This is a genomic window from Pseudoalteromonas sp. S558 (assembly GCF_005886635.1).
Lineage (GTDB): Bacteria > Pseudomonadota > Gammaproteobacteria > Enterobacterales > Alteromonadaceae > Pseudoalteromonas > Pseudoalteromonas aliena.
Genome location: NZ_PNDU01000736.1, coordinates 1 through 294 on the forward strand (window position 1 = coordinate 1; position 294 = coordinate 294).

General features: G+C 38.1%; 1 protein-coding gene. It reads right to left on the bottom strand.

Going from position 1 to position 294, the window contains the following annotated elements:
- The coding region (locus CWB66_RS22575) for an AHH domain-containing protein (protein WP_212747861.1) at positions 1–294 on the bottom strand (294 nt) is incomplete at both ends.

The window sequence follows — 294 nt, forward strand, 5'->3', positions numbered from 1 at the left end:
CATTTCTTCTGTATGTAAACCTTCGATATTTGGCGCCCATACTAAGTTTTCAGGACCTTTAAGCCAGTCAATTTTATATTCCTCTAAAATAGCTTTACTCTTAAGCACCCACTCTTTTTGCTTCCCACTGCCTTCTTTAAATACGATATGATGAGCATGGGCATTTTCCATTTCTTCAGGACTTGGTTTGGCAACACCATGCTCTTCTTCTAAGATTTTCCCACAGTGCAGAGAAGCTACTTTTTCAGTGTTATCAATATGCTGTTTAGCAAACTCCTCAATACTATCTCTTTG